22 protein-coding genes are annotated in these 26310 nt (G+C 72.1%); 8 read left to right on the forward strand and 14 right to left on the reverse strand.

The window, feature by feature from the left end; translation table 11 throughout:
* The first annotated feature begins 638 nt into the window (after positions 1-638).
* From ACFW5B_RS05720 to ACFW5B_RS05755, 8 genes are all read left to right on the forward strand, one after another.
* Entirely contained in the window at positions 639-2747 is a 2109-nt protein-coding gene (locus ACFW5B_RS05720) for a bifunctional polysaccharide deacetylase/glycosyltransferase family 2 protein (RefSeq protein ID WP_386433737.1), read from the forward strand.
* A gap of 224 nt (positions 2748-2971) precedes the next feature.
* A complete protein-coding gene (locus ACFW5B_RS05725) occupies positions 2972-4459 on the forward strand; it encodes an LCP family protein (RefSeq protein ID WP_386433739.1) in 1488 nt (495 codons plus the stop codon).
* Positions 4460-4700: 241 nt separating this feature from the next.
* A complete protein-coding gene (locus tag ACFW5B_RS05730; RefSeq protein WP_386433741.1) occupies positions 4701-5051 on the forward strand; it encodes a UBP-type zinc finger domain-containing protein in 351 nt (116 codons plus the stop codon).
* 207 nt (positions 5052-5258) lie between these two features.
* Complete coding sequence (locus tag ACFW5B_RS05735; protein WP_386433743.1) at positions 5259-6398, forward strand: anion permease; 1140 nt, start codon at positions 5259-5261, stop codon at positions 6396-6398.
* A gap of 83 nt (positions 6399-6481) precedes the next feature.
* Positions 6482-6721 carry a hypothetical protein gene (locus tag ACFW5B_RS05740; RefSeq protein WP_386433746.1) on the forward strand — a complete coding sequence of 80 codons (240 nt, stop codon included), beginning with the start codon at positions 6482-6484 and terminating at the stop codon, positions 6719-6721.
* Positions 6722-7140: 419 nt separating this feature from the next.
* Positions 7141-7530, forward strand: coding sequence for a peptidase inhibitor family I36 protein (locus tag ACFW5B_RS05745; protein WP_386433749.1), 390 nt, complete (start codon positions 7141-7143; stop codon positions 7528-7530).
* A gap of 122 nt (positions 7531-7652) precedes the next feature.
* Positions 7653-8537, forward strand: coding sequence for a hypothetical protein (locus ACFW5B_RS05750; RefSeq protein ID WP_386433752.1), 885 nt, complete (start codon positions 7653-7655; stop codon positions 8535-8537).
* A gap of 98 nt (positions 8538-8635) precedes the next feature.
* Positions 8636-9007, forward strand: coding sequence for a beta/gamma crystallin-related protein (locus ACFW5B_RS05755; protein ID WP_386433754.1), 372 nt, complete (start codon positions 8636-8638; stop codon positions 9005-9007).
* Between the two features lie 38 nt (positions 9008-9045).
* Here the strand turns inward: ACFW5B_RS05755 and ACFW5B_RS05760 are convergent, their stop codons facing one another.
* The 14 genes from ACFW5B_RS05760 to ACFW5B_RS05825 all read right to left on the reverse strand — a co-directional run bounded on the left by ACFW5B_RS05760 (position 9046) and on the right by ACFW5B_RS05825 (position 26140).
* Positions 9046-10353: an NADase-type glycan-binding domain-containing protein gene (locus ACFW5B_RS05760; RefSeq protein WP_386433757.1), complete on the reverse strand. Its 1308-nt coding sequence runs from the start codon at positions 10351-10353 to the stop codon at positions 9046-9048.
* A 3-nt stretch (positions 10354-10356) separates the two neighbouring features.
* A complete protein-coding gene (locus tag ACFW5B_RS05765; protein WP_386433760.1) occupies positions 10357-10914 on the reverse strand; it encodes a phage tail protein in 558 nt (185 codons plus the stop codon).
* Complete coding sequence (locus tag ACFW5B_RS05770; protein ID WP_386433763.1) at positions 10911-12932, reverse strand: putative baseplate assembly protein; 2022 nt, start codon at positions 12930-12932, stop codon at positions 10911-10913. The genes ACFW5B_RS05765 and ACFW5B_RS05770 overlap by 4 nt, the downstream gene beginning before the upstream one ends.
* Positions 12932-13363 (reverse strand): GPW/gp25 family protein, encoded by a 432-nt coding sequence (locus tag ACFW5B_RS05775; RefSeq protein WP_386433766.1) that lies wholly within the window; start codon positions 13361-13363, stop codon positions 12932-12934. Before ACFW5B_RS05775 ends, ACFW5B_RS05770 begins: the two co-directional genes overlap by 1 nt.
* A gap of 48 nt (positions 13364-13411) precedes the next feature.
* Complete coding sequence (locus ACFW5B_RS05780; RefSeq protein ID WP_386433769.1) at positions 13412-15331, reverse strand: VgrG-related protein; 1920 nt, start codon at positions 15329-15331, stop codon at positions 13412-13414.
* Between the two features lie 16 nt (positions 15332-15347).
* Positions 15348-16115, reverse strand: coding sequence for a LysM peptidoglycan-binding domain-containing protein (locus ACFW5B_RS05785; RefSeq protein ID WP_386433772.1), 768 nt, complete (start codon positions 16113-16115; stop codon positions 15348-15350).
* A gap of 1 nt (position 16116) precedes the next feature.
* Positions 16117-16554 (reverse strand): phage tail protein, encoded by a 438-nt coding sequence (locus tag ACFW5B_RS05790; protein ID WP_386433775.1) that lies wholly within the window; start codon positions 16552-16554, stop codon positions 16117-16119.
* A 137-nt stretch (positions 16555-16691) separates the two neighbouring features.
* On the reverse strand, positions 16692-17096 hold the full coding sequence (locus ACFW5B_RS05795; RefSeq protein ID WP_386433778.1) for a hypothetical protein: 405 nt from the start codon (positions 17094-17096) through the stop codon (positions 16692-16694).
* Positions 17097-20328: 3232 nt separating this feature from the next.
* Entirely contained in the window at positions 20329-20487 is a 159-nt protein-coding gene (locus tag ACFW5B_RS05800; RefSeq protein ID WP_085927347.1) for a DUF6760 family protein, read from the reverse strand.
* Entirely contained in the window at positions 20484-20897 is a 414-nt protein-coding gene (locus ACFW5B_RS05805; RefSeq protein WP_386433781.1) for a hypothetical protein, read from the reverse strand. The genes ACFW5B_RS05800 and ACFW5B_RS05805 overlap by 4 nt, the downstream gene beginning before the upstream one ends.
* Positions 20897-21340: a phage tail protein gene (locus ACFW5B_RS05810; RefSeq protein WP_018087540.1), complete on the reverse strand. Its 444-nt coding sequence runs from the start codon at positions 21338-21340 to the stop codon at positions 20897-20899. Before ACFW5B_RS05810 ends, ACFW5B_RS05805 begins: the two co-directional genes overlap by 1 nt.
* An 86-nt stretch (positions 21341-21426) precedes the next feature.
* Entirely contained in the window at positions 21427-23004 is a 1578-nt protein-coding gene (locus ACFW5B_RS05815; protein ID WP_386433785.1) for a phage tail sheath subtilisin-like domain-containing protein, read from the reverse strand.
* A gap of 101 nt (positions 23005-23105) precedes the next feature.
* Complete coding sequence (locus tag ACFW5B_RS05820; protein WP_386433788.1) at positions 23106-24830, reverse strand: DUF4157 domain-containing protein; 1725 nt, start codon at positions 24828-24830, stop codon at positions 23106-23108.
* Positions 24831-24955: 125 nt separating this feature from the next.
* Entirely contained in the window at positions 24956-26140 is a 1185-nt protein-coding gene (locus tag ACFW5B_RS05825) for a hypothetical protein (protein ID WP_386433791.1), read from the reverse strand.
* Positions 26141-26310 lie beyond the last annotated feature (170 nt).

The raw sequence follows: 26310 nt of genomic DNA on the forward strand, positions 1-26310 counted from the left end.
CCGGTATATCGCGTCACTCGCCCCCATTCCGGTGCTTCAAGGGGCATAGCGCGTCACACATCCGAGAAGCAACGCACGTGAGAAGTGCCTCCGGCGGGCTCTGGCGGCTACCGGTGAAATCCGAAGGCGGTTCGCCTTCGCTGGGCCAGGGCTCGGCGGAACTGCTCGCAGGGCAGGAGTCGACACCATGCGGTGGCGGCTCGGCAAATGAAACGGGCGGCCAGTGTTCAGCTGATTCGCCGGAGGGGGCCGGCCGCAGCGGAAGAACGTTTACGGGGAGGTCGCCATGGTAGTTGCAGCGGTGCTCTACGCCCTTCTGCGCCGTCGCGCGCCAAAGTGTTACACCCGTGCCGAAAAACGGGTGGATAGGCTCGGCAGTGCGTTACCCGAGCCGGGTCATGAGTACACTCGCGCCCCATGTGTGAGGTCAAACGGCATGCAAGACCGGATAGAAAACGGCAGAGGAGCCAGAAAAGGCGCTATGAGCGACCGTCCGCCGATGTTTGCGCCCGGGGCGGGTCGGCCCTGCGGAGACAGGCCATAGCCGTCGCAGCGACCTCGTACCGGATAGTCGTCGGCCCAAGGGCCGATCGTACGGACGCCCCCGCGGCGCCGGCCCCCGCCGCTCCGGAGGCGATGTGAGGCGCCGCTCCAACCGGGCCCGGCACCGGCAGTCCCGTGACCCCCGCGGCCACTGGCTGCTGCTGCTCCTCGTCCTCCCCGTGATGTTCGGCGCTCTGTTCTTCGAGGGCTGGACCAACCACGAGGTCGACGCCGCCAAGGACCGCAAGCCCTGCACCACCCCCGTGCCGTCGGCCGTGGCGAAGGGCGGCCCGGTGCTGAAATTCCGCGGTGACAAGGTGACCTCGTCCAGGGTGCCCGCCCGCACCGTGGCGCTCACCTACGACGGCGGCCCGGACCCCGTATGGACCCCGCGGCTGCTGAAGCTGCTGCGCAAGCACCACGCCCACGCCACGTTCTTCCTCAACGGCTCCCGTGCGGCCCGGTACCCCGACCTCGTCCGCCGTATCCACGCCGAGGGCCATGAGATCGGCTCCAACACCTACACCGGCGCCGCCATGGGGTCGGCCTCGCCGCTGCGCGCCCCCCTGGAGCTCTCGCTCACCCAGAAGTCGCTGGCCGGGGCCGCCGGCATCCACACCACACTGCTGCGGCTGCCGCTGGTCACCGAGGTGGACACGATGTGCGGCGCCGAGTGGCAGGCGGCCCGGAAGGCCGGCGCGGAGGGCTACACGCTCGTCGCCGCCGACCGGTGGTTCCGCAAGCCGGCACAGGGAACGATCCGGCAACTCCAGCAGAACGACACCGCATACCACGAAACGGAAAAACTGCTCAGGAACCCACAGGTCAGGAAATTCACCACGGTCACCGAGGGCACCGGCCTCCCCGCTGCCGAGCGGCCGGTCTCCACTCTGGAGCGCTGGGCCGGCAGTGCCCTGATCTGGGCCAAGTACCTCGGGCACACCTTCGTCAGCGGGATGGGCTGGGTGCTGGCCATCGCCGGCACCATGGGCGCGCTGCGCCTGGCGATGCTGGTCTTCTTCGCCCGTACCCACGTGCGGCGGCTGACCCGGTTCCGGCCCGGCTCGCCCTGGCTGCGGGAGGTGACCGACCCGGTGACCGTGCTGGTCCCCGCCTACAACGAGGAGGCGGGCATCGAAGGCACCGTCCGCTCGCTGCTCCGCTCCACCCACCGGGCAATGCAGATCATCGTGATCGACGACGGGTCGACGGACAACACGGCGGACCTCGCCACCTGGATCGACGACGCCCGTGTGACGGTGATCCGGCAGACCAACGCGGGCAAGGCCGCCGCACTCAACACCGGTCTGGCACACGCCCGGCACGACATCGTGGTGATGGTCGACGCCGACACGGTCTTTGAACCGGACGCCATCCAGCGGCTCATCCAGCCGCTGGCCCACCCGGCCATCGGCGCCGTCAGCGGCAACACCAAGGTCGGCAACCGTAGTCGGCTGCTGGGGCGCTGGCAGCACCTGGAGTACGTCTTCGGGTTCAACCTCGACCGCCGGATGTTCGAGGTCCTCGAATGCATGCCGACCGTCCCCGGAGCCATCGGTGCCTTCCGCCGGGACGCGCTGATCGGCGTCGGCGGGGTCAGCGAGGACACCCTCGCCGAGGACACCGATCTGACGATGGCGTTGTGGCAGGCCGGCTGGCGGGTGGTCTACGAGGAGTCCGCCGTTGCCTGGACCGAGGTCCCCACCTCGCTGAGCCAGCTCTGGCGGCAGCGCTACCGATGGTGTTACGGCACCATCCAGGCCATGTGGAAGCACCGCCGGGCGGTGTTCGAGGTGGGCCCGGCCGGACGCTTCGGCCGCCGCGGGCTGAGCTATCTCGCCCTGTTCCAGGTCGCGTTGCCGTTGCTGGCGCCGATCGTCGACGTCTTCGCGCTGTACGGGGCGCTGTTCCTGGGGCCCGTGGAGTCGGCCGGTGTGTGGCTCGCCTTCCTGGCCCTCCAGCTCGTCTGTGCGGGGTACGCGCTGCGGCTGGACGGGGAGAAGGTGCGGGCGCTGTGGGCGATGCCGTTCCAGCTCCTGGTCTACCGGCAACTGATGTACCTCGTCGTCATCCAGTCCGTGGTGGCCTTCCTGCTCGGCACCCGCCTGAAATGGCAGCGGATGCAGCGCTCGGGCACCGCGGCCCAGCAGCTCGGGCAGCCGCTCGACCAGCCGGTGGCTCAGCAGAGCCTGACGTCGAGGTGATCACCGGACAGGGGAGCCACGCTCCCCGTCGGTGCGCCCGCCCGGCCTCCGCGCCCGCCCGGCCTCCGCGGCCGGGCGGGCACACCCGGGTGCCACCTGGCTGACGGCGCCTCCGCTTGCGGGCGGGCCCACACAAACGACATCCGCCACGTAACACCCCATCTTTCTGTGGAGAATCGAGTGAGTTTTGGTGAAGAGCTCGTGAGCATGCAGACTGTGCGCCCATGACTGACTGGCTGGACGGGTCCCCCGACACAAGCCGCTACGGCGGCCAAGCGGAGTCGACGCACGCCCTCACCGGACGGGTGTGGCAGCGGTCCTCGTACGACGCGGTGCCCCCCGCCCAGTACGACGGTCAAGCGGCGGACGCTGGATACGGCGGGTACGGACACCGCACGTACGCCCCCATGCCCGAGGCCGCAGCGGACCACGGGTACGGCGGCGAAATGGTGCGCGACGGCTCCCTCGGCAGCGGCACGGCACAGGACGGCTTCGCCACCGGTGGCGCGGTGTACGACGGCTTCGCCACCGGCGGCGCGGTGTACGACGGCTTCGGCCCGCACGGCGGCCTCGACCCGTACGAGCAGCCCGGCCCCCAGGGCGCCACCGGTGGCCCCCTGGGCGGGCCCACCCGCACGGAGTCCGACGGCGCGGGCAGCCGGGTCACCGGCGTCACGCGGAGCACCCGTCCCCCGGCGCGCACCCCCTCCCGCAGCCGCCGGATCATGCGGCTGGCGGGCGTGCTGGGCGCCGCGCTCCTGATGGGCTCCGCCGGCACCTACGTCTGGGCCGACACCCGGCTCGACCGCGACGTGAAACTCGACAACCTGGCCGGCCGGGCGCCGCTGGGCAAGGGCACCAACTATTTGATCGTGGGCTCCGACAGCCGCGCCGGCCTGTCCCAGAAGCAGCTCAAGGACCTGCACACCGGCGGCTCGGCGGACGCGGGCCGCCGCACCGACTCGATGCTCCTGCTGCACACCGGCGCCCACGGCACCACCATGGTGAGCCTCCCGCGCGACTCGTGGGTGACCATCCCGCCCTTCATCCGCCCGGAGACCGGCAGGCACTACCGCGCCTCGAAGAACAAGCTCAACGCCGCTTTCTCGCTCGGCGGTCCGGAACTCCTCAGCCGCACCATCGAGCACAACACCGGTCTGCACATCGACCACTACACCGAGATCGGCTTCGCCGGCTTCGTGAACATCGTGGACGCGGTGGGCGGGGTGCCGATCTGCATCGACCGGAACATCAAGGACGAGAAGTCCGGCGCCGACCTGACCAAGGGCTGCCACACCCTCAACGGCCACACCGCACTCGCCTTCGTGCGCCAGCGCCACCAGGAGGCCCAGGGTGACCTCGGCCGCGGCCAGAACCAGCAGAAGTTCCTGGCGGCGCTGGCCCACAAGGCCGCCACCCCAGGTGTCCTGCTCGACCCCACCACGGTCTTCCCCACGGCCGCCGCCGGCCTGGACACCCTGATCGTGGACGACGACATGAGCCTGGTGGGCGTGTCCGACCTCTTCGAGGCCATGCAGAAGGTCTCGTCGGGCAACGGCAAGCGCCTCACCGTGCCCGTCGCCAGCCTCGGCCTCCGCACCTCCAAGGGCAGCGCCGTGAAGTGGGATCTCCCTGCTGCCAAGCGCCTGTTCGCCGAACTGCGCGAGGACCGCCGGGTATCGGTGAAGGCGACGGCGCCCAAGAAGGGGTGAGCGGAGCACCGGGGCACCGAGGGGCGGCGACCGGTCATCGCTCATAAAATGGACATCTCTGACGCACGCCTGCCGGTGGGTCGGGCAGGCGCGGGAGCCGGAGTGGAAAGGTGAGCGACCGGGGACGGGATGCCCATGGAGGGGTCGTCGACTGCGCGCACGGCTCGGGCCACCCGAGACACCCGCTTCCCGGTCCGCCTGCCGCTGACCTCGGCCGGCCCCGTCCCCCACAGGAGCCATCATGACCACCCCGCACGGAATCGACCCCTCCGTCCCGCCCGGCGGGACCGGCTGCGCCGAGTGCGACGCCGGCGGCGGCTGGTGGTTCCACCTGCGGCGCTGCGCCCAGTGCGGCCACATCGGCTGCTGCGACGACTCGCCCGGCAAGCATGCGACGGCCCACGCCCGGGGCAGCGGGCACCCGTTGATCCGCAGTTTCGAACCGGGCGAAGCGTGGTTCTACGACTACGACACCTCCGAGGTGTACGCCTCCGGCCCGGCCCTCGCTCCTCCTGAGAGCCACCCGGCCGACCAGCCCACCCCGGGCCCGGCGGGACGCGTTCCGGCGGACTGGGCGGACCGTTTGGGATAGGCGGGCCGCGGACTCGCCGGCCTCGTCCGCCGTGACCCGCCCGGTCGGCCCCGCCCTGCGCGGCAGGTCCGTCCGCCAGTGGCTCCCGCCGCCGCGTGGCAGTTGCCCGGAGCCGCACTTAGCGTGGAGATGAACGGCGGTTCGCACACTCGGTCCACATGGTCGGGGGGCCGTGCGGCCGGATCGCCCTCGTAGTGGAGGTCCGGGATGGAATCTGTCTCGTTCCTGCTCCTGGCCGTGATCCTCACGGCTCTGGCATTCGACTTCACCAACGGATTCCATGACACCGCCAACTCGATGGCCACCTCCATCGCGACCGGTGCGCTGAGCCCGCGGGTGGCCGTCGCCGTCGCGGGTGTGCTCAATCTGGCCGGGGCCTTCCTCTCCACGGAAGTGGCCAAGACGATCTCGGGGGGCATCGTCAACGACGGCCAGGTGTCCCTGGTGATGATTTTCGCCGGGTTGATCGGGGCCATTCTGTGGAACCTGGTCACCTGGCTCCTCGGGCTCCCCTCCAGTTCGTCCCACGCCCTCTTCGGCGGGCTGATCGGAGCGGTGTGGGTGGGGGCCGGGGGCTCGGCCGTGCGCTTCGGCGCGATCGTCGAAAAGATCGTGATCCCGGCGGTGGCCGCGCCGGTGATGGCCTGTGTGGTGGCGGTGCTGGCCACCTACCTCGCCTACGTGATCACCCGGAGGACGGCCGCCCGCGCCGTCGGGAAGGGCTTTCGCGCGGGACAGGTCGGATCGGCGTCCCTGGTGGCCCTGGCCCACGGCACCAACGACGCCCAGAAGACGATGGGCGTCATCACCCTCGCGCTCATCGCGGGCGGCGTACTCGACCACGGCGCGGGCCCGCCGTGGTGGGTGGTGCTGACCGCGGGCCTGGCGATCTCCCTGGGGACGTACGCGGGCGGCTGGCGCATCATCCGCACCATGGGCAAGGGACTCACCGACATCCAGTCCCCGCAGGGCTTCGCCGCCGAGACCAGCGCGACCGCGGTGATCCTCGCGTCGTCGCACATGGGGTTCGCGCTGTCGACCACCCAGGTGTGCACGGGCAGCATCCTCGGCGCCGGCCTGGGCCGCAAGCTGGCACATGTGCGCTGGGGAGTCGCCGGCCGGATCGCGGTGTCGTGGCTGCTCACCCTGCCGGCCGCGGCCGTCGTGGGCGGTGTGGCGGCGTGGGTGGCAGACCAGGGCACCCTGGGTGTGGCCCTGGTGGGCTGCGTCGCCATGGCCGCCGCCGCGGGCTTTTACGTCCTCTCGCGCCGCCGCCCGGTGAGCGCCGAGAACGTCAACGAGATGCCGGCGCCGACGCCCCAGCCCACCGCCGGGCGGGCCGGCTGAGGCCTCCGGACCGGCCGGGCCGCCATCGAGGAATGCGAGGAGTCCGCGGAGTCCGAGGACGAGGAAGCGGAAGAGGGAACGGAATGGACATCGACTGGGGCGCTCTCGCCGGAGTCTTCGCCGTGAGCCTCGGGATCACGGTGGTGGTGGTCACGATGTTCGCCCTCGGCCTGGCCGCCTGGGCCCGCGCCGGGCACGGAGATCCCGTTCCCGACGCACCCCGAGGACGACACCGGAAGGTGGCGACGGTGACGGCCGTGCTGTGCTTCGGTGCTTGCCTGGCGGTCGCGGCGTATGGGATCGATCTGATCGTGCCGGGGTGAGCGGGGGAGCGGGCGACGCCACGTAGCTCCTTCCTGGCAATCGCCGACCCGTCCACCGGAGATGTCCCGCCCGGCCGCACCTGCCGCCGGCCCCGGCCTCGCGCGGAACCTCCGGCCTCTGGGCGGGACCCTCCGGCTCGGGCGAGCGGTGCGGCGCCCCCCCCGCGAGCAGTTACCACCACCCGCAGAGGTTCCATCGGCCTTCGGGCGGAAGCGGCGTTCCTCCGCTCGGCGGAGGCGGATGCTTCTGCGGCAGGAAGTGGGGGGTGCGGGGGGACGGACAGCATGGATTCATGAGCGCACGGGCCGGACCTCCCCGCTTCGGGGCAGGGGCCGACCCGGCGGCGCTTCACCGACGTCACGTGCAGTGCGTGACACCTAGCCAAGGGACACCTATGCGTATCCGTCACATTGCCGCTGTGGGCGCCGCTGTTGCCGCACTCACGCTCGGCGTCGCGCTGCCGGCCTCCGCCATCGAGGCCCAGCCGTCCGCCGCCCCGTCCCACGCGGTGGTTGCGCACCACACCGCAGACCTCGGGGACTTCGCGGCCAAGAGGAAGGTCAAGGTCTACCAGGACGGCGGCTACAAGAACCGGAACACGACCTTCACCGAGAACATGCGGAACCTGAAGAAGGACGGCTGGAACGACACCATCAGCTCAGCCAAGAACCAGGGCAAGCGCACGGTCACCTTCTACCAGCACGCCGGCTACACGGGCGCCCGCTTCTCCCTGGCGCCGGGTGAGTCGGAGCCGCACTTCGGTGACGTCGGCATGGGTGACAAGACGAGCTCCGTCAAGTTCCGCTGACAGCGGGTCCGTCAGCAGCGAAGCGCTGACGGGCGGGGTGCGGCTCACGGGGGCCGCACCCCGCCCCGGCCGGCCACCGCCCCCTTCCACGCGCCCCGCGTATCGCACGACGAGAGGCACCCATGCCGCCCTCCCGCGCCCGGTCCACCACCGCGCTCGCACTGCTTGTGCTGGCCACCACCACCGCCACCGCCTGCACAGCCGTGGAGCACGGCGCCACGGCCGGTCACCACACCGCCGCAACCCCGCCGGCGCACGCAAACAGGCAGGCCGAGCAGCTCCAACTGCCCCTGGATGCCTATGCGTCGAGCGTGGCCGAGACCCATCTCGTGGAGGACGCCCAGGACGTCCTCATGCGTCGGTGTATGAGTGACCTGGGGATGGAGTGGAAGGCGCTGCCTCGGGTGGCTGCCCGGGACATCGAGCCGCCGAATCTCGGCCGTTACGGAGCGGGTGAGGCGGACGCCCTGCGGTATGGGTATCACCCGCGTCCCGACCCGCAGTCGGTGGTGCGGCGCAACCGTGCCTGGGAGGAGCGGGAGGCGCTCCCGGCCGAGGTGCAGCACGCGGCCTACGGCGCCTCGGGCAAGGGCGGCTGCCTCAAGACCGCCCGGCACCAACTCGCCGGTGACACCGCGCCACCCGACTTCCACGCGTTCAACCAGCTGACCGGCACCGCCCTGGAAACCTCGCGGCGCGCCCCCGAAGTGCGCGCGGTCCTGCGCCGGTGGCACACCTGTATGGCGAAGGCGGGCTTTGACTATAAGGAGCCCATGGCCGCCGCCGCCAGCGAGCGCTGGAAGACGTCCGCACCCACGCCGGCCGAACGTGCCACCGCCCGCGCCGATGCGGCCTGTCAGCGGTCGGTCAAGGTGGTGAAGGTCTGGTCAGCGGCCGAGATCCGCGTCCAGCGCCGTCTGATCGAGCAGAACGCCGGCCGTCTGGACGAGGCGAAGGCCCGTAAGGACCGCTGGCTGGCGGCCGCCCGCCGTGTCCTGAGCCAGTAGGGCGGTACGCAACAACCGCATCATTCGCGTCGTTCGGATCACCGCGTCACGTGTCCGAGCAGTACCCGGTCATCAACCTTCAGACAGAGGAGTTCCTCATGCGTATGGGTCGTATCGCCGCTGCGGGCGCCGCCGCTGCCGTGCTCACACTCTGCTCCGCGCTGCCGGCCTCCGCCGGGGCGGCTCCGGCGGACTCCGGCACGCCGAAACCCGGCCGGGCCAAGGTCACGCTCTACCAGCAGCCCGACTTCAAGGGAAGGAAGACCGTCCTCACCCACAGCGTGCCGAATCTGCCGGCCGCCGGCCTGGACGAAATCGGCTCCGCCAGGAACACCGGCAAGCGCACGGCCGTGTTCTACCAGCACACCAACTACCACGGCGCCCGCTTCTCCCTGGCGCCGGGCGAGTCGGAATCCCACTTCGGTGACACCGGGATGTGGGACAAGGTGGGCGCCCTCAAGTTCAAGTGACAGCCGACGGCCCCCGGCCGGGGGCCGTTTGCCGCCCGTTACCGCGCAGAGTGGCCGAAGAACTCCAGCTCGGAGATGGCGACTTGCTTCTCGTCCGTGGTGCCGTAGGCGGAGCGCAGCACGAGTCGTACGCTCACCGCGTTCCGTACGGCCACGTCGATCTTCTGGGGTCCGCCGTCGTTGAGCCGGGGGTGCGAGACGTACTGCTTGCCGGCCGAGTCGGTCACGATCAGGTCGAACTCGCGCGGACGGGCCGGGTCGGTCGCCTGCGGGGTCCGGGGGGAAGCCCCGGGCGTGATCAGGACGTTGAGCAGGTCGGTGGGCTGGCCGAAGCCCGCCTGGAGGTACTGGCCGTTGGAATTGCCCGAATAGCCCGTACCCCACCAGGTGTTGGAGTAGGTGTCGAAGGCGAGCTTCGCGGCGTGGCCGGGGCCGGCGTGTGAGGCCTTCCAGGTGGCGGCGGGGACGGGGATGCGCTTGGCGAAGTGGTCCTGGATGGCCCGCGCGGCCGGCGGCCCCCCGAAGATGCCCCCGACGACGACGGCCACGATCACCGCCGCGACGATTGCCCGGGCGATCCAGCGGCCGCGGGTGCGGTTCAGCCGCGGCCGCTCCCCGGCGTACGGGCCCTCGGCGGTCTCGGCCGTGGTCTCGACGAGGGGGATGGCGCAGCTGCGGCAGAAGTGGCGGCCCGGCGTGTTGAGGGTGTGGCAGCTCCGGCAGGGTGCGCCGTCCACCGGCTGGTCGGTGTGCGGGGTACGGACCCGCGGACGGGCCGGCTCGGGGCGGCCCGGCAGCACGCTGCCCGGGGCCTCGGGCGGCGGCGTGGGGGAGGCGCCCGGTACGGGGACCAGCAGGGCACGGATGCCGGTTTCGGAGACGCCCTGGTCGCCGGTCGGGGGGTTGGGGGCGGCCGGGGTGCCCTGGCCGTCCTTCCCGCTCCGGTTCGCCTGGCCGGTGGGGCCGGGCTGGGGCCGGCCCGCGTCCCCCTGGTGCGGGGCGGCGGGCGGCAGCGGGGCCGTCGGCGCTGCGTCGGGGTTCTGCTGTGCGGCGGCCGCCTGGCGGGCGCCGCCGTCCCCGGTGGCCGGAGCCGGGGGAGTGGCGGGGGCCTGGGCGGGTGTGCCGGTGGCGGCCTCGGCAGGGCGGCCCGCGGAGCTGACCGGGCCGGCGGCGGGGGCCGGGGGAGTCGGGTCGGCCGCGGCGGGGGTGCGTTCCGGTTCCTGCGTGGAGGACGGCGCGGTCGGCCGGTCCCAGCGCAGGAAGGCGCCGCAGGAGTCGCAGAAGGACTGGCCCGCCTTGGGGGCGGGGGAGCCGCAGTCGGGGCAGATGGTGGGGTCGGTGGGCATAGGTCAGGTTCCTTCTGGGGTGGACAGGTGGGTCACCTCGGCCGCGAACGGGAGGTGTGCGGGGCGGGCCGCGGCGACCACGGCCTGCAGCCGGTGCCGGTCGACGGTGGCCGGATCGGGGACCCGCAGGGTCACCCGCAGGCCGGGGTGCGGCGAGCCCGGGAAGGGGCCGAGCGGGCGCGCGGACCAGGTCGCGCCGCCGCTCTCGATGATCTCCGGGCGTACCCCGAAGGCCAGGTGGACGGCGTCCGACAGACCGCGCCGGGTGCCGCGTACCCGGTGCAGCGAGACCGCCGTGGCCACCGCGCGGCGGCGGGTGGCCAGCGGTTCCGTCCCGTCGAGTTCGGTGCCGACCCAGGTGGTCAGCCAGTCGACGAAGTCCTCGGGCGCCAGGGCGGGCGTGAAGTAACTCTCCAGGCAGTCCAGGACGTTGAAGAGGGGCGCGAGGACGACATCGAGGCCCTCGACGAAGCGCTGGGCGAAGTCGTCGTCGGCGTAGACCGCGGGGAGCTGCCCGCCCAGGGGGTGCGGGGAGACCGTCCCCGCGGGTGTGCCCCTCATCGCGCCTCGATCACGCGGACGCGGTGGTCGAACGGGAACAGCAGGGCGGAGCCGGCGAGTTCGATGCGGTCGGTGGCGTCGCCGCGGCGCCCGGTGAGCGGGTCGGCGGGGTGCAGCAGCACCTCGTCGACGAGCTCCACGCCGGGGACCCGCTGGAGGGCCGCGAAGATCTCACCGGCGCGCAGCGGGCGGCCGAACGGCCAGCCGTCGCCATGGGCGCCGCCGGTCAGCGGGTCGAGGTAGGCGTAGAGCGCGTCCAGGGCCTCGGCCCGTACCCGGTCGGCCCGTGCCGCACGGAAGGAGTGCAGGGTCGCGACGACCGTGACGCCCTGATAGAAGGGCGGGCCGACGGCGAGGCGGGTGCCCACCGGGCGGCGGTCGTCGAGGAACTGGGTGACCCGGCCCAGGAGTTCCTTGCCCGGCACCAGCTGTTCGAAGCGCAGCCGGCCGCCGCGGTCGGGGACGGCCTGGGGGACGACCAGGACCCGGACGGCGTTGTCGCCGACGTGACCGGTCCCGGTGTTCTGGCCGGCGTCGGCACCCGGCGCGCTGTGCGCGGCGGGTGCCGCGCGCTCGGCGGGGTCGACCGCGAGACAGGCGATCCGGGCGGCCTCGGGGGCCGCGCGCCGCGCCAGTTCCTCGTAGTCGCGGGCGGTCACGGCCCGCTCCTGCGCACGCAGCGCGATCGGCGCCCGGACCTTCGCCTCCTGCACCGTCTCACCGTCGACCCCGCCGCGTGCCGCCTCCCGGTTCTCCACCCGCGCCACGTACGGGATCGAGCTGCGCAGCGCCTGGATCGCGCCGCGCGCCACATTGCCCGACCGCCCGCCGCCGGTGCGGTAGTGCGGAACGCGGATCATCGCGCCCTTGGGCGGTACCGCCCCGAACTGCCGTACCGAACCGTCCGGTTGGCGCACCGACGGACCGAAGGCGATTTCGCCGGTCGACTCCTCCAGCGTGAGGTGCAGATCGTCCGGACCGGAGGACGCGAAGTCGGGGACGACCTGCCACTCCTGCCAGCCGTCCCCGTTCGAGACCTCCAGCCGCAGCGGCGGGCGGTCGGCGACGACCGGGGCGTGCGCCAGCCGCATCCGCTGGCCGGGCACACCGGCCGACTCGCCGAGCATCTCGTCCCGCACCACATCGGCGTGCGCGACCGCCGTCGTGCCCCCGATGGTGAACGCGGAGGCGGCCCGTACGGTCGGTGAGGCGCTGTAGAACGGCTGGCCCTGCGCGGCCTCGACGACCCGGCAGCGCAGCCAGGCTGCGTCCGCCCGGCCGACGCGGGAGACGGTGTGTGCGACCGGGATGTGCAGGATGACCTCGCCGGGACGGTTGAGGCCGCCGGTGGAGTCCTCCTCGACCTCGCACTCCGACCAGCCGTCGGTGGTCCAGGCCTCCCAGACCAGCGGCGGCTGGCGCGGGTCGACGCCGACGCCGTCCACCCGGCTGTCCAGCTGCAGGACGGCCGCGCACCGCGGCACCGCCGCGGACAGCCCGAACAGCAGGGCGTCGCCCGGCTGCGGGGCGGCCGTGAAGACGGCGACGTCGCTGCCGCCCAAGACGTCCTGGCTGCAGTCCTCGGGGGTGGTCCCGGCCTCCTGCCGCAGCACGGCGGTCAGTTCGCAGGGAACGACGGTCAGATCCTCCTCGGTGGCGAAGAGCACCGCCTCCTCGGTCTCCGTCCGTCCGGTGGCCACCTCCGTCCCCGCGGGCAGCACGACCGGCTCCGGCTGCGGGGCGGAGAGCCAGAAGGTGACGTCCGCACGGGCGGCGGAGGGCGGGAAGAGGGTGACGCCCAGCAGGTCGAGGAAGGCCAGATGGTTCTTCTCCGGGACCCGGTTGAGCCGGTAGACGATCTGGTCGGCCATATGGGCGACGGCCTCGATGAGGGTCACTCCGGGGTCCGAGACATTGTGGTCGGTCCACTCGGGGCAGCGCTGCTGGATGTAGCGCTTGGCGTCGTCGACGAACTGCTGAAAGCGACGGTCGTCGAGATGGGGTGCGGGCAGGGCCATCAGGCTTCGCTTTCGGTGGGCGCAGGGGCGGAGGATTCCGTGGACGGGATCACATAGAAGGGGAAGACGAGGCTGCGCGGGTTGTTGGTGCCGCGCACGCTGTAGCGCACGTCGATGAAGAGCACGGACGGATCGTCGGGCGCCGGGGTGACCTCGACGTCCTGGACCTCGATCCGCGGCTCCCAGCGGTCGAGTGAGGACCGCACCTCGTAGCGGATGCGCCCGGCCGTCGCCTCGTTGACCGGCGCGAACACCATGTCGTGGACGGCGCAGCCGAACTCCGGCCGCATCGGGCGCTCGCCGGGCGCGGTGGCGAGGACGAGCCGGATCGACTCCTCGACCTCGCGCTCGCGGCGGGCCAGCGCGATGCCGCCGCCCGCGTCCGTACGCAGCGGAAAGGTCCAGCCCGCGCCGACGAACTGTTCACTCATGTCCGGTGACCCCCTTGTGATGCATGTCCCTCAACTTCCTCAATGCCCCTAGAAGGGAATGCCGTTGCGCAGGACGGCCGGCGCGTTCAGGGTGACCGTGGCAGGCGAGTTGATGGCTGCCGCGGCGCCCGCGTTGACGGCCACCGCGCCGACCGCGCTGACGGAGACCGCGCCGACCGAGTTGACCGCCACCGCGCCGGCCGACTTGAGGCTGATGGCGCCGGTCGCGTTGATGTCCGCCACACCGCCCGCCGCGACGCCGAACTTCGCGCCCGCCTTGATGTCGACCGCCCCGCCGGCGCTCATGGTCAGCGAGCCTCCCGCGGTGAGCGACAGGTTGCCGCCCGCCTTGATGCTCACGTTCCGGGTCCCGGTGATGGAGACCGAGCCATCGCTGCGGATGGTGACCTGGGTGCGCGTCTGGTCCATGTGGACGGTCAGCTTGCCGTTGCCGGTCTGCAGCCTGATGCCGCTCTTCATACGGGACTTGGCGTCGACGAGCTCGACGGTGTGACCGCTGCGCGAGGCGAGGGAGCGCCAGTTGACCCGGCCGCTGGTCGGGTCCACCGGCTGCAGCCCGTCCGTGTTGGGCGTCGGCCTGTCGATGCCGTTGTACAGCCCGGCCAGGACGTACGGATGCTCCAGCGAGCCCCGGTCGAAGGCGACGAGCACCTCGTCGCCCACCTCGGGAAGGATCAGACCGCCGCCGCGTACGCCGCCCAGCTGCGCGACCCGGCACCAGTCGCTCTCGTACGTGTCCGACAACCAGGGAAAGCGCAGCCGGACCCGGCCCAGCTTCAGCGGGTCCTTGGCATTGCTGACCAGGGCCATGGCCACGCCCGGCATCGGCGGCGCCGCCTCCGCGCCGCCGGACGCGAGCCCGTACAGCGACCGGAACTGCCGCCCCGAGACGGTCACCCAGGTGGTGAACGGCCGCCCGGACTCGAAGACATGGCGCACACCGGTCGCCGTGTACTTCCCCTCGAAGGGGAAACCGGCGCCCTTGAGCGTCACCGGCTGGCCCGGCTTCAGATCCGGGTTGCCGGTGACCGCCACCTCCAGCTCGGCGAAGGAGCCCGCCACATCGTCGGCGAGCGACCGCGCGGCATGGGTGACCTGGGCCTGGGTGGTGAACGGCGTGTGCGTGGCGGTCAGTTCGGCCTTCCCGAACGGCTTGCTGAGCGCCGAGGGCGCGATGTCCGCGACGATGTCCTTGCTCGTCGTGGCCGGGAACTGCTCGGACAGCGTCCGCTTGGCCCGCATGTTCCAGCCGCGCGCGCCCGCCTTGTTCACCTGCCCGGAAGCGGTGACGGCGATCCGGCTGTGCATCGCGTTGTGGCCGAACTCCAGGACGTACGGGCTCTGCGCGGCAGGCGTGCTGTCGGCGGGCGCCGACGAGGCCGGGGTGAGCTTGCCGAAGCGGAGCTTGCCCTTCGGGTCGAAGGAGAGATGCGCGTCGTTCTCCTGGGCGAGGCGGAGCAGGAAGTCCCAGTCGGTGATGTTGGGCTGAGTGGCGAGCTCGTAGACGGTGCGGGTGGGCTCCACCTTGCCGAGGGCGAGCCCGTTGAGGCCGGCGATACGGCGCACGATGTCGCTCGCCGTCATGTTGGGGTAGCCCTCGACACGGCGGTTGCGCAGCAGCCGGTGCCCCGGGTCGTAGCCCCGTACGACCAGATACTTGCCGCTCGCGTCCGCGTCCACTTCGAGCGCGGTGACCTCGCCGGTCAGCATGGGCGTGCCGCGCCGCCCGTCCGTGAAGGGCGACAGCACCGCCTTCGCGCCGACCTTGAGCTTCGGGAAGGTCTTGAGGATGTCCGACCCCGTGTCACTGAAGGTGAGCTGAAACGCGGACGGCACATTGACGCTCGCGTCCACCCAGCCCTCGATGAGAAGGGTGGCGAGTTTGTCGGGCAGCGGCGTGCCGCCGATCTCGGCGTGCAGGACGCTGGTGTACGTCTTCTCACTCATCGGCTGTTCTCGCTGGTCATCGGGCGGCCTCGGGAGTCGTGGGCAGGCTCGGAGAGCCTTCGGGAGCTTCTTCGTCGGCGGCGGGCAGCAGCAGCTCGGTGCCGGGCCGGAGCCGCATCGGATCGTCGATCTCGTTCGCCTCCGCGATCAGCCGCCAGCGGGTCGCGTCCCCGTACTCCCGCCAGGCCAGCGAGGCGAGCGAGTCGCCCGCGACCGTGCGGTGGATACGGCGTGCGGAGAGCGCGCCGGACGTGGGGTTCTGGCCCTTGGTGGGCATGGCAACTTCGGTGAGGGACAGCGTGCAGGTGGCGCGGATCGGTTCGCCGGTGGGGTTGAAGAGGGTGTAGGTGGCGTTGACGCTCGTCACATACGCCACGAACTGCACCGTGTTGAACGACCCCCAGGAGAACCGCACCCAAGGGGGCGAAGGACGCTTCGAATTGACGCTCTGCGCCGTTACTTCGCAGCACGACAGCAGCATTTCGATCTGCTTCTGCACCTTGCCGGAGGTCGGGGTGCCGGAGGCGTCCAGGAACACTTCCAGCTGGAGCGTGGCGGGCCGGGTGCCGGTGAACTTGGGCGGGGCGCCCCGCGTATAGGCGACCGCGGTCTGGGTGTGCCACTCCGCCTCCCGCCCGAGCTGCAGCTGCGTCGGATTGAACTGGAACTCCACCTCACCGATGCGGCCGCCGATGGAGCCGCCGAGGTCGGTGGGGGGCTGGTGAATGGCGAGCGCGGCCCGCACGAGGCTCGCACCCGCTTTGCCGCCGGTCGGTGCGGCCATCTCACGCACCTCCCGCGTCGGTGAATCCGTGGTGCGCGATCTCCAGCGTCTCGGTCGCCACCGCCGGGCTGGCCGGGTCCAGGCTCGGCCCCTGCCAGCGCACCGGCAGCACCTCCACCAGCCCCCACTGCGCGACGATCGAGCCGTCGGCGCGGAGGGCGGCGATCTGCGCGGTGGGCCGGCTGATGCCGGTGGCCAGGGACGAGATCCAGGCGGCCACCCGGGACGTGTCGGCGGTCAGCGGGCGGGTGAGCCGGATCGTGGAGAACGTCACGCGGGTCGGCAACTGCCAGACGAAACCGTTGTTGCCGCCCTCCTGCCGCTGCTCCACCTCCACCTCGGACGCCAGGCCGTCACAGCCGTTGAACAGGCCGAGGTCCTGCCCGTCGATGGTCAGCTTGAAGAAGACGGTGGAACCGGGGTCCAGGGCCTGGGGCATGGTGGGTGGTCTTTCGGGTGGAGTGGTGGTGGGGCGGGGTCGGGGCCGGTGGCTGGGTTCGGTCGGCTTTTGGTCTGGCTTTGGTCTGGCTTTGGTCTGGAGGGGCCGGCCCGGCCGGGGTCCCGGTCGGCGGTGGGTCAGCGGCCGTTGTCGCGGAGGCGGCCGATGCGCTCGCGGTCGCCGCGCAACTCGGCGCGGAGCAGGCGGGAGAGCGGGGCTACGAGGCGGCGGGCGAGGGCGTCGAGGGTGGCGGGGTCGGTGGGGTCGGTGGGGGCGGGTGGGGTTGTTGGGGTGGAGGTGGTGGTGGAAGTGGAGTTGGAGGTCGCGGTGGAAGTGGTGGATTGGTTGGTGACGGTGCGTTGGATGGGACGGGAGGTTTGTGTGGGGGTGTGGCCGGAGGGTGTGGCTGAGGGGGATCGGAGGGGCTGGGCGGACGGCGTGGGGAGGGGGGCCGGGGTTGTGGCCGGGGGCGTCGTCGGGCCCGGGGTACCGAGGGTGGTGGGAGCTGCGGGAGGAGTGCCGGCTCGCTGCACCGTGGGCATGCCGGGCATGTTGGGGTTGCTGGGGGTGTTGGGGATGCCCGGCGCGGTGCGGACCGTACGGGTCGGTGCGGGCGAGGCGATCGGTGACCGTGGCGGCGCGGATGCCGGTTTCTGCAGGGCTACGGCGGGGACGCTCGCGGCTCGTCGGGGTGTCGTCGCTCGTGCCGTGTCAGCGGGGGCTGCCGGGTTCGCCGGGTGCGCCGAACCCGTCACATGACGGAGCGGGACGGCGGGTGCGGGGGCCTGCGGGGCTGAACGCTGTACTGCTGCGGGGCCGGCGGATGCGGCCGACGCGGCGGAGCGCTGCATTGCTGCGGGCGCGTCCTCCGCCTGCTGCCCGGTGGCCCGTTGCCGGGCGGCCGGGTCCAGCGCACGTGCCGACGCGAGCGGCGCCCGTCGGGTGGGACGGGGAGCGGCGAGGGACGGGCGGGGGGCGCCGTCGGCGGTCTGTGCTTGCGCTTGGCTCGTGGGCGTAGGGGGTGCCGGGGCGTGGGATTCCGGTGCACGGAGGTCCTGTGCGGGGGATGCCGGCGTGCGGGATTGTGGCGTATGAGGTGCTGACTTGTGGGGCCGGGGCTGGGGCCGGGGCTGGGGCTCTCGGAGGGCCGGGGCGCCGGGTTCGGGGGTGAGGCTGTGCGGAGTGCCGGGCGCCGATGTACGTGGTGTCGGCAACGGGCCTGCGGGGGTGGGGCGTTCGGCGGCTGTTGCCGAACGCTGCACCGGGGCAGGGACAGGCGCCGCGGCTGACTTCGGGGCCGGGGCCGACGGCGAGGTCTGCGGTTGAGCCGGTGTGGATGCCGGCTTCGGTGTCGGCGGCGCTATGGGGCCCGGCGTCGAGGCAGGCGTCACCGCCGATGCAGGCATCCCTGTCGACGCAGGCGTAGCCGTGGACGTGGGCCCAGGTGTCGGTGCCGCGTCCTCGCGGCGGATCGCGGTGGACTCGGTGGGCGCGCCGATGAGTGGCTTCCGCTGGACCATCGGTCGCGAGGGCTGTCCGGTGCCCGGCGTACGGCTGTTGTCGGCCGGAGGCCGGACCGGCTTTGCGCCGGCCGGAGCGTTCTTGGCCGGGTTGTCGGTGGCTGCATCGGAGCGCAGCGGGGCGCCAAGTCCCAAGCGCTGACGGCCCGTTCCGGCTGCTCGCCGCGCAGGCCGCTGACCGGCCCCTTCCGCTGCTCGCTGGACCGGGCGGCTCGTGCGGTCGCCGCTGTTCGGGGCGGGGCTCGGGTCCGTGGCCGTGACCGGTGTGGGGTCCGTTGTCGGGGCCGGGAACTGGGCCGGGGCCGGGCTCGTGATCTTCGCCGGGGCCGTGCGATCGCCGGCGTCGGCGTTTGCGCGTACGGGAGTGCTCCCGGAAGAGGAAGCAGGGGAGACCGGCCGAGGACTCGGGACAGGGCTCGCGCTCGGTGAGGTGCCGGGAGCCGGCGGCGGGGTCGAGTCACCGCTCGGTGCCGGGGCGACGCCGGGCGTGGGGTCCGTGGTCGGAGGGTTCTCCGGCGCGTTGCCCGGGTTCGAGGTGGTGGGGCGGTGTGGGCCGGCAGCCCGCCGCTGTACGACCCGTCGGGGGGAGCCGGGGCGTCCGGCGGCGGGGGCCTGGGCCGCACCCTCGCTCGTCGTCCCGGCGACGGGGACGCGTGGTGGGGGAGGAGGAGAGGCGGGGGGTGCCGCTTCCGGAGCCAGGCCGGCGGGGGTTGCTGCCGTCGACGAGGGTGCCTCGGCGCGCTGCAAGGGCGCGTTGGCGGCGGAGGGGGCGGAGGGGGAGGTGTCGCTGTTCCCCGGGCCCGGCGAAGTGCCCGGTCGCAGCCGGCGCGGCGGCATGGCGACCCTGCCCGCCGAGGTGAGCGGGGATCGGGCGCCGACGGCCCTCCGTACGGGCATGGCCACGGGCAGGTCCGAGCGGCGGGCAGCGGGCGCCGCCGCGCGCGATGCGGAGCGGGCTGCCGCACCTCCGTCACCGGGCACGGCATCGCCACCGGGCGCGGCCGTGGCGCCGGGCACGCCCGTGCCACCCTGCGCCCCAGCCGCACCACCGGTGTCCCCGGCCGGCGGCTTACCCACTGCCGCCCCGGGCCGTCCCGCACGCGGAGCGCCCGCCGACGCGCCGGACGGTCCGGCAGACGGCGTCCCGGACGGCCCGGCAGACGGGCTTCCGGCCGGAGAGCCGGACGGCCTGGCCGCCGACGCGCTCGAAGGCGCGCTCGGCAAAGCAGCCGACGCAGCCGACGAGACTGCGCTCGACACATCGTTCCGCGGCGCCGCGGACGACCTCGCGCCGCCCGAAGCAGACGAACGAGGACTACGCACCGGATCCGTGGGGGAAGGCGAAGCACCGCCCGGCGACACCGCCCGCTGTACGGCGGCCCCACCCCGGGCTGCGCCACGTCCCGCATCCCGGGCCGCGGTACGCCCCGCACCCCGAGCCTCGGCACCTGCTGCACCCCGGCCCTCGCCAGAGGCTGCCCCCGGGCGCTCCTTACGCGCCACACTCCGGCCCGCGCCACGCGCCGCACCCTGGGTCTCAGCGCCAGCCGCCCCCCGGCTCTCCGTACGCGTCACACTCGGAGAATCGGAACCCGCCGAACCAGGGACCCCGGACCGCGCCGGACCCGGGGCCGCGGAACGCGCCACACTCACGGCCTCGGACCGCGCCGGACCCGGAGACCCGGAACCCCCGGCCCCCGGAACCCCAGAACGCCCGCCGCCCGGCCCCGCAGCAGCACGCGCGCCGGCACTTCGCCCGGCACTCACGCCACGCCCAGCACCACCGCCCCGCGCACGCCCCCCACTTCCCCGGGACCCGGCGGCGAGCCCGAAGCCCGCCGCCGTGCTCTCCGCCGAAATCTCCCCCGCAGCCTCATCGGTCCCATCCGCCCGCCCCGCGACCGGGAGCCGCAGGACCGGAAGCCCGAGGTCGGAGGGGCGGCCGGTGACGGGGACCAAGGCGTCGCGCAGGACGCCGCCGGGGGCCGAGGCACGGACGTCGTGCCCCAGCTCCCCGCCGAAGGACGGGTTGTGGTGCGCGCTCAGCGACGCGGCGAAGCCGGTCTCCGCGACGGTGCGGGGCGCCGCCAGGACCCGCTGGATGGGGGGCACGGCGGACCAGCCGCCGGCGCCACCACCGTCCGCGTTCCCGGCCGCCGCCTCCGTGACCGCCTCGGTCTCAGGCCCTGGCGCCTGCTGCGCACTGCGGGCATCCCGCGACCCCCGTCGCCACCTGAACAACCCCATCCTCAGTTCACTGCTTCCCTTCAGCCCGCTCCACCAGGGCGGCGATCTGTGACACGTACGCGCGCCGGTCGGCGTGTTCGAGGTCGAGGATGTCGTCGATGCCCCAGTGGAAGTGGTAGGCGAGATAGGCGACTTCCTCCTCGATACGCCCGGTCGCGTACGTCACGATTCCCCCAGGCGGCTCCCGGCCAGTTCCACTTCGAAGGACTCCTCGCAGTGCGGGCAGGACACCGCGGCGCGGGTGTGTCCCTCCGCATTGATCTGCCGGTAGAAGTCCTGCAGAAAGGCCAGATCGGAGGCGAACATGTTCTCCACCGTTCCGTCGTGCACGGTGGCGAGCGTGCCGAGCCGGGTGATGACCCGGCCCAGCAGCACGACCGACAGATATGCCGGATTCTCGCGGACACGCACGTCCCGCAGCGGGATCAGTTCGTCCCGCGCCGTCGCGAGCCGCATCGCGCCGTTCCGGTGGACGGCCCCGGACTCGTCCACGAATCCGCGTGGCAACTCGAATTCGAATTCCGTGCGCAGAGGCTCACGTTGCTGTGGTGTGCCCGCCGGGCCGTCGCGCCGCATTATTCGATGACCAGCTCTTCGAAGACGATCGTGACCTGCTCGGTCAGCGCGGCGGCGTCGCCCGCCTTGACCCCGCTGGTCTCGACCTTGCTGCACCAGGCGTTGCGCATGTTGTAACGCTTCACCGGGTTGTTCTGGTAGTCCATCATCATGATGGTGGCGTTCTTACGGGCCGAACCCATGTCGCCCGCAATGGACTTGTTGATCCACTCGCTGAACGCACCGCTCTGCGTCATACCGCGGGTCACGGTGCACTCGCCGGCCTTCTTCGTGCCGGGCATCTTCTTGACGACGGGCTTTCCGTCCGCCGAGACCTGCTGGTACTCGATGACGTCCTGCTCCATGGTCAGGCCGCTGACCTCCTGCAGGTATTCGACCATCACACCGTCGATCTGCAGGCCGAAATTGTGTGAGGTGAGGGCATCACCGGGCTGAAGGGACAAGGTGGTTCACTCCTGTGCTGGAAAGGTAAAGGTGACGGTTGAGGGACGGCGCGTGAAGAGGAGGGGGAATGCCCCGGTGGTGACTTCTACTCCTCCAGCTCCCCGCCGCCGCCCGAGAACTGGGCCAGCCGGAAGACCACGAATTCGGCGGGCTTGACCGGCGCGATGCCGATCTCGCACACGACGCGTCCCACGTCGACGGACTCCACGGGGTTGGTCTCCGCGTCGCACTTCACATAGAACGCGTCCTCGGGGCGCTGCCCGAACAGCGCGCCGGAGCGCCACTCGTTCACCAGGAACGCCGAGATGTTGCGCCGGATACGGGCCCACAGCGCCTGGTCGTTCGGCTCGAACACCACCCACTGGGTGCCGATGAGAATCGACTCCTCCAGGTAGTTGAAGTAGCGCCGCACGTTCAGGTAGCGCCAGGCCGGGTCGGAGGCCATGGTCCGCGCGCCCCACACCCGGATGCCGCGTCCGGGGAAGGCCCGGATGCAGTTCACGCCGATCGGGTTGAGCAGGTCCTGCTCACCGCGGGTGATCTGGAGCTCCAGGTCGACGGCGCCACGGACGATCTCGTTGGCCGGGGCCTTGTGGACGCCACGCTCGGAGTCGTTACGGGCCCACACACCGGCCATGTGGCCCGACGGCGGAATGGTGCGGGTCTGGCCGGTGGCCGGGTCGAAGGCCTTGATCCACGGGTAGTAGAGCGCGGCATAGCGGGAGTCGTAGCCCGCGATCTCCTGGCGCCACTTGCGGATGTCGCGGGCGTTGAGGGCCGGCGGCGGGTCGAGGACGGCCATCCGGTCGCCCATCAGCTCGCAGTGTGCGATCAGGCCGAGCTGGACGGCCTTGACCTGCTCCAGGTCGATCAGACCCTGCTGGTAGGCGGCCATCAGGTCGGGCACGGCCACCATGTTGACCTCGTCGAGCGCCTCCAGGCCGCCGAAGCCGGTGCGGTCGGCGGAGTCGCCGATGAACTGGCCGGAGGCGATCCGCTCGGCCGCGCCGTTCCCGGCGGGCGCCGCGGGCGCCGCGGTGGGCGGGGCCAGCGTGATGTTCTGCGCGTCCGGCTTCGCCAACTGCGCGGCCGGGGCGGCCTCTTCGACGGCGATCGTCTTGGAACGCTGCTTCACCTGCGTGACGACATAGTTCCGCGAGCTCTTCTTCGCGCTGACGTCGAAGCTCTCGACGACCTTCTCGCCGTCCTTGACGACCAGCTTGAACCGGTCGCCGCTGTTCTCACCCTCGACGTCCTGCACCTCGACGGTGAGCGCCCCGCCGGCCGTGGAACCGGCCGTGATCGCCGACACCTTGAACGACCCGAGCGCGGCCGGCTCCCCGGCGGTCAGCGCCTTGGGCGCCTCCGGGGCCGCGGCGGCCTGCTGCTCACCGTCGCCGGACCCGCCGACCCGTACGACGTACGCGGCGGTGCCGCCGTTGTTGAAGAACCCGTACACCGAGTGCGCGAGGTAGTACCCGTCCGTGAACTCACCGAAGGCGGCCACGTACTGGGACCAGTTCGTCACCAGCGTCGGCTCGTTGAGCGGACCGGTGGGAGCGAGGCCGACGAAGGCCGCCACCGACGTCCCGACCCCTTCAATGGGCCGCGATCCACTGGCGACTTCCTCGACGTAGACGCCGGGGGACAGGTAGGTGGGCATGTTCTGTTACTCCCTGGATGTGCGGACCGGGCAGGCGGACCGGCCCGTTCGGTGGTTTCTCGTGCTGTGCGGGTGGCGAGGAAAGCTGAGGGCGATGCGGCTCAGGGCATCTGGTAATCGAAGGTGCCGGCGAAGGCGCTCATCGAGGTGGCCGCGATCCTGTCGCACCCCTTGTAGAACTCCTCCGCCTCTCCCGGATCGAACCCGTTGGCGGAGACCAGATCTGCGAGTGCCCGGTATTCGGCGAGTGCGCGCTTCTTGAAGTCCTCGTCGCTCTGGTTGACATCCGGATCACGGTGGAATTGCGAGTCCTTGGAGCCGCCGGTGGCGGAGTTCCCCTTGGGCTTGGCGAAGACGGCGTAGGTGCTGAGCGCCTCGTGCAGCGTTCCGGCCGCGCCGGAGACGACCTGGTTGAAGGCGGCGATCGCCACCGTCGGGTTGGCCGCGGCACGGCGGAATTCGGCGCCCTGAATGATGGCGACGATCTTCGTGCAGTACTTACGGCCTTCCTCACTCACGCCCTCGAAGTTGTACTCCGACTCGGTCAGCGCCCGGATGAAGTGCTTGGCCAGTTCCTTGTCGGACAGGCCGGTGCTGTTGCCGGCGCGCTCGAAGAGCACGTCGTATTCACCTTCCTGGGGGCCGCCCAGGACGAAATTCCCGGTATGGCCTATGGAGTAGGCGTTTCCGGTCGGCTTGTGCGTGAACGGGTTCACCATCTTCTGGCGGTTACGGAAGCCGTCCAGATTCTGTTCCGTCCCGCGCTGGGAGAGCCGCCGGCGGACCTCGGTGAGCCGGCTGATCTTCTCGGTGTCCGGGATCTCCGTTCCCGTGTGCTCCGGATGCGACGCACCGGTCCTGATGGCGGTCGGAACCACCGGAGCGAGATGGGCCGCCGCTGCCGCCCGGACCCGCTGTCCGGCGAAGTCCAGCAGATCCTCGTACGAACCCCATCGGCCGAGGTCCTGCTCCTCGTCCGCCATCCTGACGAGTTCGTTCCGCACCTGTGCCTTGAAGGCGTCGTCCCACCGGGCGTGGCGCGCCTTGCCCTTGGTGAAGAGGGTGTCGAGCGGGAGGACGTCCTCCGCGGCCTTGACGGCCTTGTTCGCCATCTTGAACGTGCGCTGCACGGGGTGCCGTCCGTCGTCCGGGCCGCCGTGGTCCGGTGCGTGCGCGGGCTCCGCCGTGCGCTGCACCGCGGAGAGCGCCCGGCTCGCGTTCGCCTCCGCCTCCCGCTCGAACCGGTCGGACGGATCGCTCACCTTCGTCCCGTCGCCGCGGTCCGTGCCCGCGACCGGGCCGTTGCGCTGCTGGATGACATGCGTCAGCTCGTGAGCGAGCATATGGCGGCCCGCCGAGGACGAGGTGTTGTAGCGGCCGCGCTGGAAGACGATGTGCGAACCGGAGGTGTACGCATGGGCGTTGACGGACTCGGCCGACTGATGGGCGGAGTTGTCGGTGTGCACCCGTACGTCGGAGAAGTCCGCGCCGAGGCGGTCCTCCATGTCCGCGCGGACCGGCTCGTCGAGCGGGCGGCCGGGTGTGCTCAGCACCTCGTGCACGGCTGAGCGCTGCACGGCGGGCGCTGCGGTGTGGCCGCAGCCAGGACCGTGCCGGTGCTCGTCCACCCCGGTCATGACGGCCGAGAACGCCGCGTTGCCCACGGTCCGTTGGAGGACGGCGGCGGCCTCCGGAGTGAGGCGCTCCGCCTCACCGGCCGCCACCTGGCGGGCGACGTCGGAAGCGGGGGCGGACGCCGAACGGACGGGGGCCGCCGCCGGCGAGCGGTCGCTCCCCGCGCGGGACTGCCGGTCCTGTGCTCGCACGATGTTCCTCCCCCGTCACCACAACTGCCGCTTCTGCTCCCTACGCTTTCGACCTTGGCCTACGGGCGGCACGGGCTGTAGAGACGAACGGGCGTCGTCGGGGGCAGAGCGGGCTGCCCGTTCGGTCATGTGGCGGGTGCCGACCGCGCCGCGTAGTCCCGGTTCTTGCTGCCGATCACCGCGTCGAAGGACTGGTCGCTCCCCGCCTGGCCGTACAGCTCGAAGTACCCGAGGGACTTGCCCTGCTGGATCACCGCGGTGCGGTCGGCGGCCGACTCGTACGTGAGACTGTCGGGGCCGTCGCGCAGGATGACGGCGGCGAAGTGGTTCGCCCAGCCGTCCGCGGCCGCGCCGGTCAGGTCGACGAAGTGGTTCTCGCCGACGGCGGGCGCGTCCCGGCGCACGCTGAGACCGCCGTTCGGCGGCGTGCCGATGAGCTGCGCCGCCGCGGCCTTGCAGTCGTTCGGCAGCGTGATCAGCAGCTCGTGCACCTGCGCCTCCTGGTTCTCCACGGCGGGGAGCCCGGCGAGGAAATCGGAGGTCAGGCTCGGCATGATGACGGCGAGGTCGCTCAGCCCCTCCCGGCCGGGGCGCTCGGGGTACGGGAACCGCGCGGCGACCCAGCCGCCGCCCATCGTGGCCACCGCCAGCTTCATGGCATCGGACCGCAGCCCGTCGACCACGGAGCTGCGCGGTTCGCCCCGCCCCTGGAGCGCCGCCACGATGCGCTGGGTGAGCGCGACGAGCTGCTTGACCTCCGGGGGATCGGTCAGCGACCGCATATAGGCGGCACGCTTGTCGTCGCGCTCGGCCGCAGTGTCCCCGGCCACCGGCTCATGACCGGCCCCGTCCGGGTGCCGGCCGGCGGCCCGTACGGCGGCCGCGGCCCGCGCCGCGTCCTTGTACACCGGCAGCACCCGGTACAGCGTGCGCTCACCGACCTGTGCCGCCGCCCCGCGCTCCAGGGTGATCGGCACCTGCTCCTGCGAGCCGAGGCTCTGTGCCGCGGCGGTGATCATGTCCGCGTCGGCGTACGCCTCGTACCGGCCCCGGATGGCGATCGCACCGTGCGCGGAGACCTTGTCGAAGCCGTGCGCGGCCTCCCCCTCCGCGTACCGCTGCACCTGCTGCGGCTCCCGTGCCCGCTCCGCCGCCGGGGCCAGCGCACGGGCGACCGCCGCGTTGCCCGCGGTCCTTTGGAGGGTGCGCAGCGCGTCGGTCCGGTGGGGGGAGCGGGCTGCGGCGGGGGTGCGGGTCGTGGTGCGTGACGCCGACTCCCCTCCCGTGGCCCGTCGTTCGTGTGCGTGCACAAGGGCTCCGTTCTGGCGGCCGGTGGATCAGTGGGCCTGGCCCGTCGGGTGGCCCAACCGCCGATTTTCGGCCGCAGCGCTCATCGTGGCCAGAGGCGGAAGGGGAGCCGAAGGGGCAGTCCGGTTGCCCTGCCGAACACCGGTGCGTGTCAGCCGGAACCCCCGAACCA

This window comes from Streptomyces sp. NPDC058773 (assembly GCF_042746015.1).
Lineage (GTDB): Bacteria > Actinomycetota > Actinomycetes > Streptomycetales > Streptomycetaceae > Streptomyces.